Here is an 11,373-nt window from a genome sequence, read left to right as displayed (position 1 = left end):
ATCGCCGGCGGTATCGCGGTGGACTCGAACGGGAACCTGGTGGTGGCCGGAGTCACCTGGTCAACGGACTATCCGATCACGCCGAATGCGTTCCAAGTGGCGAATCGAGGCAACAAGAACAGCTCGACCAATGCGTTCCTGACAGTGATCGATCCGCTCGGCGTAACGTGTCCGACGACGTTCCCAACGCCTACTGCCACCGCCACTGCGACGGGAGGCACTCCGACGCCTTCGGCGACTGCAACCGCGACCGCGAGCCATACACCTACGGCGACCGCGACCGGCGGCACGGCTTCGGCAACTGCAACTGCGACCAAGACTGCAACCGCGACAGCGACCGCGACCAAGACTGCGACGGCAACGGCCACTGCGACGTCGACGGGCGGCACGCCGACGGCGACTGCGACAGCGACCAAGACTGCAACTGCGACGGCCACGGCGACGTCGACGGCAACTGCGACGTCAACGGGCGGCACGCCGACGGCGACTGCGACGGCGACCAAGACTGCTACCGCGACAGCGACCAAAACCGCCACCGCGACGGCCACGAGCACCGCGACGCCTACCGCGACTGCGACCGGCGCCACTTCGACGGCGACTGCGACTGCCACGGCGACGCAAACTGCGACGGCCACGGCGACCCAGACCGCAACGCCGACGGCTACTGCGACGCCTTTGGGCACGCTGTCGTTCAAACCGGATCCTGTGAGCTTTGGCAGCAAGGACAAGGTTGGTAAGACCAGCAAAGCCAAGAAGGTAACGATCAAGAACACCAGCTCCAAGAGTTCCAAGCTCAGCGTTATGATCACCGGAGAGACGACGTCGGCTCCATTCGCGGTTAAATCGCAGTGCAGCAAAACGCTGGCGCCGGGAAAGAGCTGTACGGTTCAGGTGACCTTCACTCCGCCGGATGACGGCGTCCATAGCGGAGAGTTGATCGTCAACGACGATGCGACGGGAGCACCGCAGATGGTCCCGCTGACGGGGACTGGCCACTAGCAGGGGTCGGTATCGCAACTAACAACGCGCGCGACGAAGCGGCGAGCCATCGGGCTCGCCGCTTTACTTTTGGCTAATAGCCAGGCGGCGGAGCAGGTAGTCAGATTACCAGTCCGCGATGAGCCCGCACCGCGAGTGAGTACCTGTTGCGCGCGCGAGTAAGGCGCACCGGCGCGGCGAAGGCGTTGGACAGAGTCGCGGAAGTGAGTACTCGGCCGCGAGGTCCCGCGGCGAGCACGCGACCCGCCTTGAGGATCAGCACGTGCGAGAAAATCGGCACGATCTCCTCGACGTGATGGGTCACCAGCACCATCGTCGGCGCGCCGCGGACGCGGGCGAGGCGTCCGATGAATTGCAGGAAGTGCTCGCGCGCAACGGGATCGAGTCCGGCGCACGGCTCGTCGAGGATGAGCAGGCGCGGCGACGCCATCAGCGCTCGTCCGATCAGTACGCGCTGACGTTCGCCCTGCGAGAGAAATCGCCACGGACGCTCGCGCAGCTCGCGCGCCTCGATTCGCCGCAATATAGCGTCGACAGCGCGCCGATCCTCGTCGCGCATCTCGCCCCAGTAGCCGATTTGCGCATAGCGTCCGCTGACGACGGCTTTGAGCGCGGTTTCATTGTCGTCCATCATCTGATGGACGCTCGAACTGACCAGCCCTATCCGCGTCCTCAGCTCGCGCCAGTCAAACCGTCCATAGGTTTCGCCGAGCACGCGAATTTCTCCCGCGGTCGGCGGCAGATATCCGGTCAGGGCGCGCAGGAGCGAAGTTTTGCCCGAGCCATTGGCGCCGAGGATCGCCCAATGCTCCCCGCGCACGACGCGCCAATCGATCGACTCGAGGATGACATCCTCGCGCTCGACCCGCAGCGCGGTAACTTCGATCACAGGCACAGTGGATTTCATCGTGGGCGAATTTCTAACAGGGCGATGCAGATAAATGCGAGCGCGCTTCAAATCGTAACCTCTCCTTGTACGAGGAGCTTTGCGTAACCGCAGCGGACGGTCGGAGCAGAAGCAGAATCTTGAGTCGCGCGCGAAGAACGCGCGCTGTATAAGGACCCTCACCTTCGATCCTCTCCCTAACAGGGAGAGGGGAAGAACTGCGAGCCGGGTTATGCAAAGGTTTCTTGTCCGAGGAGAGGTCGGCGTAAGCCGCGTAGCGGTGTCGCCGGGAGAGGTGCAACGCCGGACATCGCCCCAAGCTCAACTCGTCTAACCACAAAGTCGTCGACATCGAGTCCTTTGTGTCTCCTCTTCCTGTGAGGAGCGCTGCGCGATTTCAAAACCGGAACCGGCTTCGCTGGCGCGAAGCTGTCCGGAGGCCAGAAGCCATGTCCTCCGCTCGCGATGCTCGCTTCGTCAGGATGATAAACTGGCGCTCGCAGTTGCTCGCGACGTCCGCCCCTTCAAATGAGGAGGCCGCGGGCACGGCGGCCCGCGCCACTGCACTGTGGCCTGCGCCACTGCACTGCGGCGCGAGGCGCTTTCAGGGCTGGCCGACTCCGTTGATTTAGTGGCGCGGGCGGCCCTGCCCGCGGCTCCGAAGAAAGCGCGGTGTCAACTTTTTATGTTCTTCAGTCCACCGATGGGCACAAAAGTTCAGGGATGAACTGTTCAGCCTTATGCAATCTCTCATCTCGGTGCACAATGCCCCTCGATGGAACACCTCATTACACGCACCGGCGGTGAAAACGAGACGCGGGCGGGCAAACTGATTCCTTCGTTCGTGATCGATACCGCCGGTGCGCCCGCCTCCGCACCCGCGCCGGGAGAGGAAACCGCAACGGCGCCGGAATGGATCGAATTGCTGCCGGGCGGCGTGTTCTACGGCCGCGACGGACGCGGACCGTTTCGCCTCGACGATCCGGCCGCGGTGATCGCGTCGACCACCGCGTTGCAAATGAATGCCGGCATCCCGATCGACTACGACCATGCCACCGATTTCGGCGCACCCGAAGGGCGGCCCGCTCCCGCCGCGGGATGGATTCGCGAACTCGAAGTGCGCGGCGGCGCGGTATGGGGACGCGTGGAATGGACGGCGCGGGCGGCAAGTTCGATCGTGGCGCGCGAGTACCGGTACGTCTCGCCGGTGTTCCAGTTCGATCCGAAGGACGGAAGCGTGACGCGGTTGCTGCGGGCGGGACTGACCAACAATCCAAATCTTCATTTGACCGCGATAGCGGCGTCGCGGACAGCGGCGGCCGACAACGAAACGAAGGACCAACGCATGGAATTTCCAATTCAGGAATTGCGCGAGCTGCTTAACCTCGAGGGCGACGCGTCGGCGGCGGAAGTCGTCGCAAAAGTGCGCGAGCTGCGCGCGGCCGGCGATGCGGCGTCGTCACAATCGACTAGCACGCAGGCACACGACCCCGCGCATTACGTGGCGATCGCGGAGTTCGAGCGCGCCCTCACCGAGCTCAACGCGCTCAAGGCCGAGCGCGCGCGCGAACGCGCCGCGCATACGGTCGAGGAGGCGATTCGCGCGGGCAAGGTCGTCCCGGCCCAGCGCGAGTGGGCGATTGCGTACTGCGCCGCCGACGCGCGCGGCTTCCAGGCCTTCGCGGCCAAGCAGCCGTCGATCGTCGGCGAAAACCTGGGCCTGGGTGGCGAGCCTCCCGCCGATCGCCGAGGCGGCGGGCTCAACGCAGCCGAACTCGCAATCTGCGCGCAGCTCGGGCTCAAGCATTCGGAATTCGTGCGCCGCAAACGCGGACGCGCGGACTTCCTGAGCCTCGAACGGGCCGACCTTGATCTCCGAAACGCAGCGGTTCGCAGCGCGGACCTACGAAACAACCAGGATTAACTCGCGCCGCGCGCGGCTCTGAAGGCCGCCGGCGCGCATCAACAAGGGTGAAAAGATGGCGGCTCTAACCAATTCGCGAAACACGCCCGAGATGGCCGATGGCGGCAGGATGCGCGTTTACCCGGTCGAGGCGAACACCAACGTTTACCTCGGCGGAATCGTCGCGCTGAATGCGGCCGGCAACGCGGTGCCGGCGTCGGCGACGACGACCGTTGCCAACGCGCTCAAGGTGATTGGACGCGCGGAATACGTGAAAAGCGGAATCCCCGGGCAGAACGCGATCAACAATCCCGGCGCTGCCGGCGCGATTTCGATCACGGCGCGCAAGGGCGTGTTCCTCTACGCGACGGACGGCACGGTCGGCGCGGCGCAGGTCGGGCAGGTGTGCTTCGCGCTCGACGACAACAACGTCACCGCCACCGATCGCGCAAGCGGCGCGAACGTTCAGCAGTACGCAGCGGCCGGCGTGGTGGTCGCGATCGATCCGAGCGGCCAGGTGTGGGTGGATTTCTGGCACTAGGCAACCGCATCCGCGTAACGATGACGTTCACCGAATAAGGAAGAATCAGATGGAAATCAGTGCAGCGAATCTGACCGCGTTGTTCACCGGCTTCGACGTCGTCTTTCAGCGCGGGTTCGAGAAGCCGCCGTCATACTACGAGCAAATCACGAGCGTCGTGCGATCGGCGTCGCGCCAGACTACCTATCCGTGGCTCGGCCGCACTACCAAGTTCCGCGAATGGCTGGGCGACAGAGTAATCCAGGCGCTCGAAACGCATGAGTACACAATAGTCAATCGCAACTTCGAAGACACAGTGGCTATTGATCGAAACGACATCGAGGACGATACCTACGGCGCCTACGAGCCGATCATCGAGCAGCTCGGCTGGGACACCAAGGTGCATCCGGACATGCTGCTGTTCGCGATGATCAAGGACGCGGTCGCAAATCCGGGCGATGTCGTGGGTTTCGACGGAGTGCCGTTCTTCTCGGCGACTCATCCAGTCGGCCTGATGGGCCAGGCGGGAACCACGGCGGCGAATATCAACTCGAGTGGTTCGGGTGCGTACTGGTACCTGATCGACGCGTCGCGGGTGATTCGTCCATTCATCTTTCAGCTGCGGCGCGAATACGCAGTCACGCGAATGACTAACGTCGCGGACGAAGCGGTGTTCAACCGGCGCGAGTTCCGCTACGGCGTGGACGGCCGCGCCAACACCGGCGTCGGGCTGTGGCAGTTGGCGTACGCCAGCAATACCGATCTCAGCAACCCGACCAATTACGGCGCCGCGCGCGCCGCCATGAGAGCGTTCAAAACCGACGCGGGACAGCCGTTTGGCGCACTATCGAGCCGCAGCGGCGTGTACCTGCTGGTGCCACCGGTGCTCGAAGAAGTTGCGCGGCAATTGCTGAACTCCGAATTCATGGCCGGCGCCGGCGCGAGCGCGAGCGTCGCGACTTCGAATATCTGGCGCAACAGCGCGGACCTCATCGTCAGCGAGTTCCTGGCATAAGGGCGCGGCGATGGACTCAAGTTTCCCTGAGCCGGCGTATCGCGGGTTCCCTCCTGCCCGCGCCGCCGGAGTGCATGGCCACTCTCCGCGGGCGCAAGTCAGTTGTTCAGCGCCCGCGGAGAGACCTGACGGATTGAGGTCACGACTGTGAGTTACGCGACGGCGCAAGACATGATCAATCGATACCCTAATCGAGATCTTGTTCAACTGACTAATGAAGATCCCACGGCGACGACGGTAAACAACACGCCGATCACGCAAGCGCTGGCGGACGCGTCAGCCGAAATCGACGGATACATCGAAGGGCGCTTCACACTTCCGCTGACCGATCCGCCAGCCGTCCTCAACCGTCTCACCACCGACATTGCGATGTACCGTCTGCAGTCGCTCCGGCCTCTGCACGACCTGGAAGACGCGCGCAAACGTTATGAGGACGCGGTCGCGATGCTCAGACAAGTTGCGGCAGGCGAGCTCACCCTCGGTTTCGCCGCCGACGGAACGGAACCGCCGGTTGGAGGGTCGGTGGAAACCGTGCAGGGACCGGAGCGCGTTTTCGACCGCGACAAGCTGAAGGGCTACTGAGATGGGTGTCATGCTGGATGCGCCAAGGAACGGCGTAGTCTTCACGCCGCCAACTGCGATCGACATCGCGACAATCGAAGACGCGATCGTCAATCAACTGCGTTCGCAAATCAGCTCGATCGAAATCGCGCACTACCCAGATCGTCCCGAGAGTTGGCGCATGACGCATCGCGTGGGCGCGGCGCTGGTGATGTACAAGGGCGCGCGATACGGCGATTTGCTGGACACCGCGGCGACAATCCAGGAACGCAAACTCGAGTTCGAAATTTCGGTGATGATGCGCGATCTGGGCTGGTCCGTCGGTGGCGACCCATCAGGTCCGAGTCCCGGCGCATACACAATCATCGAGGCGATCCGCACAGCGCTGTCGGGCTATCAGATCCCCGGCTGCCGCAAGATGTACGCGGTGAACGAAAAATTCGTGAAGCGTCACAAACAGGGTGGCGTGTGGACCTACTCGTCGACCTTCGCGCTCAGCACAGTGGCAGTCGAAGCCTCGAAGCCCGACAACTTTCCGCTCTTCATCAGGGGCATCGCGCTGGAAGAGGGAGGAGAGAGCACGATCACAGTGGGCGCGTCCTCCTACACGTTCAACTCGAGCCTCCAGGTTCAGCTACCGCAGGGCAACGTGTTTGCCGTGAGCATCACGGGTCCCGGCGGCGGCGCGCTGATCCAGGGTACTGACTTCTCAGTGGATCGCGCGAATGGAATAGTCACTGCGATCCCGGGCGGTGCGGTGTCCGCCGGCGATACGGTGCAGATCGCATACGCATACGCGGAAGAGGCTATCGCAGTTACGGGCCAGAGCGCGCCGACTAACTAATCCGGACAAATAGTAACTCGATCCAACTGAGTAAAGGTGATACATGCCAGCCAGTTTCCTGCACGGAGTTGAAGTAATCGAAGTACCGAACGGGCCGGTGCCGGTCACGGTCGTTAAATCGGCGGTGATTGGATTGGTGGGGACGGCCCCGGCGTGGGCGGTCGCGTCGCCATTGGTCGCAGCGGCGCTCGATACGCCGACGCTGGTTTCGTCGGCGCTCGACGCGGCAGCGTTCGGGCCGGTGGTTCGCGGATACTCGATCCCATATGCACTCACGGCGATCCAGGCGCAAGGAGCGGGGCAAGCGATCGTCGTCAACGTGTTCGATCCAACGATACACTTTACGGCGATAGCCGCGACCGCATTCACCTTCAACACCCAGGGAACTATCAACCTCGGGCACATGGGGGTATCGAGTGTAGTAGTCACTAGTAATCCCGCGGGTACTACATATGTGGCGAATACTGACTATACGCTCGACGCGGTGAACGGCGTGGTTACGCTGGTGCCGGCCGGATCGGGAGGACATATTGCGCCCAGCGCCAGCGTGTTGATTGCGTTCCGCTACGCTGATCCGTCGAAAGTGGTGGACGCTGACGTGATCGGGGCAATCACCGGCGGCGTGTACACGGGGATGCAGGTATTTCAGACGACCTACGGCATCCTGGGATTCTTTCCCAAGATACTGATAGCGCCGGGCTACTCACAGGACGCCACGGTTGCGGCTGCTCTCACGGCGATGGCCACGAAGGTTCGTGCGATGGCGCTAATCGATTCGCCGCCGGCGACATCGGCGGCTGCCGCAATAACCAATCGCGGAGTGGTGGGCAGCAGCTTCGCAACGTCGAGCAGCCGAACGATTCTTTGCTATCCGCAAGAGACGTTCTTCGACATGGGAATCGTGCCGACGGGAGTGACGCTGAACGCTTCGGGACTGCCGCTGACATCGCAGTTCAACGCGAACGCCGTCGCGCCATATTCGCAGTGGGTGGCTGGAGCGATGGCGGCCAAGGACCTGGCGCAGGGTTACTGGTGGTCGCCATCCAACACCGAGGTCGACGGAATGCTCGGGCCCGACGTTCAGTTGTACGCGTCGATTCTCGACGCGTCGTCCGACACCAACAATCTGAACGCGGCGGGAATCGTCACAGTGTTCAACGCATTCGGCACGGGACTGCGGGTTTGGGGAAACAGGAGCGCGGCGTACCCGACGGCCACCACACCGGACAACTTTATCTCGGTCCGCCGAACGATGGACGTAATCGAAGAATCGGTGGAGCTGGCGATGCTGCAGTTCATTGACCAGCCGATCTCGAACGCGCTGATCGATGCGATCCTGGCCAGCGCAAACGCGTTCATCAGGTCGCTCATCCAGCGGGGAGCTTTGGTCGCGGGCGCCGCAAGTTTCAACCCGGCGGAGAATCCGTCGGCGCAGATCGCGGGTGGGCAGCTGGTTTTCGATATCGACGTAATGCCTCCACCGCCGGCGGAAAGAATCACCTTCGAAGCATTCATCGATGTGACGCTGTTACAGCAACTGGGGAATACGAGTCCGATCACCGTAGCGGCGGGAGCGGTTTCTTAACTCGTCCTGACGCTAGAGGAATTGAATGAATATCCAGATCAACTCACTGACTAATGCAAATATATATATCGATGGGGTCGGCCTGCTTGGCCGAGCGGAAGAGATCGAGATCGCCAATCCCAAGCACAAGATGATTGACTACAAGGGGTTGGGGATGGCTGGTACGGCCGAGTTGTGGGCGGGGGTGGAAAAGCTGGAGTCGAAGATCAAGTGGTCGTCGTTCGACGCCGATACGCTCGCGATGTCCTCGAGCCCATTCCAGACACATTCTTTCCAGGCGCGCGGGAACCTGGAGCAGTACACCAGCCAGGGGCGAACCGCCCAGCTCCCGGTCGTGTACCTGATGACCGGAATCTTCAAGGACGCCGGCAGTCCAACCTTCCGTCAGCATCACATGGTCGAGACTACGTCAGTAGTAAGTATCTATCACTGCGAGCTATTCGGCGCTTGAGTCCAAATATACTTGTACGACGTATTCGCGAATATCTACGTGGTAGGCGGAGTCGATCAATTGAGTACCTTCCGATCGAACCTGGGCGGGTGAAGTACTACGTCAATGAACCGGCAAGACGGGAGCGAAGATTTATGAAGACCGACGAAACGATTGTGAATGGAGTCCGTATCGGTGGCGCGGAAACGAAAGAAGGAGAAGAGGTCCGGACGATTGACCTGCCGTCGGGAGCGCGCGCGGAGGTGCGGAAAGGATATGGGCGCGATCTGATGCGGGCGCAGCGGGCAGCGGCAGGAGGCGATGCGAGCGCGGTGGTATTTGCGCTGATTGCGGAGGTGGCGCGCGTGGATGGACGCAAGATCGTGTACGAAGACGTGCTCGAGATGGACCTTGCGGACGTTATGGCGCTGCAGGCTGAGGTGATTGACGAAAATTTCGACCGCCCTCCGCAGCGAGCTTCGCAGGCCTCGTCCAATCCGGATTCTCAGTCCGGGAACTGAGCGGGATGGACTTTGCGGAGCTGTCGTACTGGCTGGACGCAATGACCGACTATGAACGGATGCGCGTCGAACGCGGCGGAGGGGACGAATCGTGAGTAGTAATTGCAGTGACTATCGTGAAATGCACCAAGTGACTAATCAAGCGAGACGGTAAGGCGATGGGAATAAGACTATTCGTGGGCAATCTGAGTTTTTCGCTGGGCGACGGGGATTTGCGCGAAGCCTTTGCCGAAATAGGCGGAGTAGATCGAGCCGAGGTCGTGCGCGACCGGTACGACGGGCGCTCGCGCGGGTTCGGGTTTGTCGAGATGAAAAATGAGGACGACGCCGCAGTAGCGCTGCGAGCGATGAACGGCAAGGAACTCGCGGGACGTCCGCTGCGAGTGGAGGCGGCGACCTCTCAACGCCGTCCATTCGACCGCAACGCGGCGCGAGCGCAATAGAGAACCTCCCAAGGCGGGGCGTCAGAGTCATCAGATGGCGAGGGAATCCAGGACTATCAACTCGACGGCGAGAAATGGCTGGCCGGCTTCGGCGCACGCGTTCAAGAATCTTGAACGAGTGGCTAACATCGCGCGCAACAACATTCGAGTCACGCAAGCGACTGCGAACATCGCGCTGCCGGGAGAATATCGCTGGCAACTTCCTGCCGATGGCTCATTGTCGAAAGGCGAGCATTCTTTTGAGCCTGGATTTCTTCTGCTGCCGCGAACCGCCAACGATGGCTCCAGGAACGGCTTAGCTGCCGCATCGAACCGGAATCAGCGTGACAATGGGATGAGGATCGCCAGGGCCGAGGCCGGTTGGTCTCGCACGGCGGCGATGGTCGATGCGGGCGCGCGCTTGCACCGACAGATTTCGGATTTGTCTGGCGCGCTAAGTGCTCTGTTGCGGGCTGAGCGCTCGGGTGGATCGGCCAGCGCGGGGCGAGCGATTGCAGACGGGCGAAAATACGGAGAGCTGAGTTTGCCTTCGAAGACTGATCCGACGAGTCGAGCGCGCGAGAGTCTTGAAGGGAGGCGACTGTCTTTCGGCCGGCCGGATTTACGAGCGAACGTTCGCGTCGCTCCGTCCAGTCCTGGAGTGATTCCGCCTACAAATGTTTCGCAGCGCGAGTTCGCGCGGCCGTCGAGTTATGGTCGCGTTTCAGACGCCGGCAGCGGACGCGCGGGCATCACTATCAACTCATCGCCGACAGTCGTGATCAATGCGGGAGCGGGCGGCGCCGTTCAAGATGACCTGATTGGCGCATTGCGGACACATCGCGAAGAGCTGTTCGATCAATTGAAACGAGAAGCGGTGCGGCGCGAGCGGGCGCAATTCTGAGGAGAGATCATTTGTTCGCAGCGTTGGGTGAAATTCAATTCGAAGTGGTGGGTTCTCCTGAAGCTTACGAATCCGCGGGGGCGTACGATTTCGCCGAGCAGAGGGTGGTTGAGAGCAAGCCGCAGCTGCAATGGGTCGGCGACGATTTGGAGCGGCTGAAGTTTGAGCTGACCTGGCACGCCACTTTCACGAATCCGGCCGTGCAGCTGGCGCGATTGCGCGCGACGGCAGCGGAGCATCTGGCATTGCCGCTGGTGTTCGGCAACGGGGGCTTCCGCGGATTCTTCGTCATCGAATCGATCAAGGTGAAATCGCAGCAACTGTCGGCGAGCGGTGCGCCGATCGCGATTCGGGTCGCACTCGCGCTCAAGGAATGGATAGCAAATCCTCTGCTGCTTTCCAGCGCAAAGCCGCTGACAGCATTCTCACCGCTGGGAATCACGACGGCGTCGGAGGCGATTGGGGCAGGCGGAAACGGATTCACGCCAGGCGTGTCGGCATTACTCAGTACTCTATTGGCGACAGGCGCAAGCGGTCCGAGTCTCGAAGCGGGCGACGTGCCGACAACTGTCATCGTGAGGAGTGTGCGGCGATGACGCAGACGGGACAGTTCATACTTCACGTGACGACGGCGGGTGAGCGGTGGGACCTCTTAGCCTGGCGATACTATGGCGATCCGACTGACTATTCGCCGATCATAATGGCTAATCCGAATGTGGCGATCGAGCCGGTGTTCGACGCTGGAATAGCGATAGCGGTGCCGCTCCAGCAGAAGAGCTCCGT

13 protein-coding genes and 1 pseudogene are annotated in these 11,373 nt (G+C 61.9%); 13 read left to right on the top strand and 1 reads right to left on the bottom strand.

Annotated features, from left to right (window positions below; translation table 11 throughout):
- Positions 1 to 999: choice-of-anchor D domain-containing protein (locus tag VIW95_RS02815; RefSeq protein ID WP_331583820.1), on the top strand; the 999-nt coding region annotated here is incomplete at its 5' end.
- Between the two features lie 100 nt (positions 1,000 to 1,099).
- On the opposite strand, the gene VIW95_RS02810 is transcribed toward VIW95_RS02815, so the two are convergent.
- Entirely contained in the window at positions 1,100 to 1,906 is an 807-nt protein-coding gene (locus tag VIW95_RS02810; RefSeq protein ID WP_331583818.1) for an ABC transporter ATP-binding protein, read from the bottom strand.
- A 754-nt stretch (positions 1,907 to 2,660) separates the two neighbouring features.
- Between VIW95_RS02810 and VIW95_RS02805 the strand changes: the two genes are divergently transcribed.
- The 12 genes and pseudogenes from VIW95_RS02805 to VIW95_RS02750 all read left to right on the top strand — a co-directional run.
- On the top strand, positions 2,661 to 3,809 hold the full coding sequence (locus tag VIW95_RS02805) for a phage protease (RefSeq protein ID WP_331583816.1): 1,149 nt from the start codon (positions 2,661 to 2,663) through the stop codon (positions 3,807 to 3,809).
- 55 nt (positions 3,810 to 3,864) lie between these two features.
- Entirely contained in the window at positions 3,865 to 4,329 is a 465-nt protein-coding gene (locus VIW95_RS02800; RefSeq protein ID WP_331583814.1) for a hypothetical protein, read from the top strand.
- 49 nt (positions 4,330 to 4,378) lie between these two features.
- The gene (locus tag VIW95_RS02795) at positions 4,379 to 5,323 is read left to right on the top strand and encodes a Mu-like prophage major head subunit gpT family protein (RefSeq protein WP_331583812.1); all 945 of its coding nucleotides are present in this window, start codon (positions 4,379 to 4,381) and stop codon (positions 5,321 to 5,323) included.
- 147 nt (positions 5,324 to 5,470) lie between these two features.
- The gene (locus VIW95_RS02790) at positions 5,471 to 5,905 is read left to right on the top strand and encodes a DUF1320 domain-containing protein (RefSeq protein WP_331583810.1); all 435 of its coding nucleotides are present in this window, start codon (positions 5,471 to 5,473) and stop codon (positions 5,903 to 5,905) included.
- A gap of 1 nt (position 5,906) precedes the next feature.
- Positions 5,907 to 6,728 (top strand): Gp37 family protein, encoded by an 822-nt coding sequence (locus tag VIW95_RS02785; protein WP_331583808.1) that lies wholly within the window; start codon positions 5,907 to 5,909, stop codon positions 6,726 to 6,728.
- Between the two features lie 43 nt (positions 6,729 to 6,771).
- A complete protein-coding gene (locus VIW95_RS02780) occupies positions 6,772 to 8,313 on the top strand; it encodes a phage tail sheath family protein (RefSeq protein WP_331583806.1) in 1,542 nt (513 codons plus the stop codon).
- A 25-nt stretch (positions 8,314 to 8,338) separates the two neighbouring features.
- Positions 8,339 to 8,857: pseudogene (locus tag VIW95_RS02775) on the top strand (phage major tail tube protein).
- A 41-nt stretch (positions 8,858 to 8,898) separates the two neighbouring features.
- Positions 8,899 to 9,264 (top strand): phage tail assembly protein, encoded by a 366-nt coding sequence (locus tag VIW95_RS02770; RefSeq protein ID WP_331583804.1) that lies wholly within the window; start codon positions 8,899 to 8,901, stop codon positions 9,262 to 9,264.
- Positions 9,265 to 9,422: 158 nt separating this feature from the next.
- Positions 9,423 to 9,707, top strand: a complete 285-nt coding sequence (locus tag VIW95_RS02765; protein WP_331583802.1) for an RNA-binding protein — start codon at positions 9,423 to 9,425, stop codon at positions 9,705 to 9,707.
- 640 nt (positions 9,708 to 10,347) lie between these two features.
- Entirely contained in the window at positions 10,348 to 10,590 is a 243-nt protein-coding gene (locus VIW95_RS02760) for a hypothetical protein (protein ID WP_331583800.1), read from the top strand.
- Positions 10,591 to 10,601: 11 nt separating this feature from the next.
- Positions 10,602 to 11,186, top strand: coding sequence for a phage tail protein (locus VIW95_RS02755; protein ID WP_331583798.1), 585 nt, complete (start codon positions 10,602 to 10,604; stop codon positions 11,184 to 11,186).
- A partial coding sequence (locus VIW95_RS02750; RefSeq protein ID WP_331583796.1) for a tail protein X occupies positions 11,183 to 11,373 on the top strand: 191 nt, incomplete at its 3' end. The genes VIW95_RS02755 and VIW95_RS02750, both read left to right, overlap by 4 nt.

Origin of the sequence: Binatus sp. (SeqCode), from assembly GCF_036522015.1 — a bacterium.
In the GTDB taxonomy this organism is placed as follows: Bacteria; Desulfobacterota; Binatia; order Binatales; family Binataceae; genus Binatus.
The sequence above is the reverse complement of the archived record's forward strand: the minus strand, read 5'-3'. Positions and strand labels throughout refer to the sequence as shown.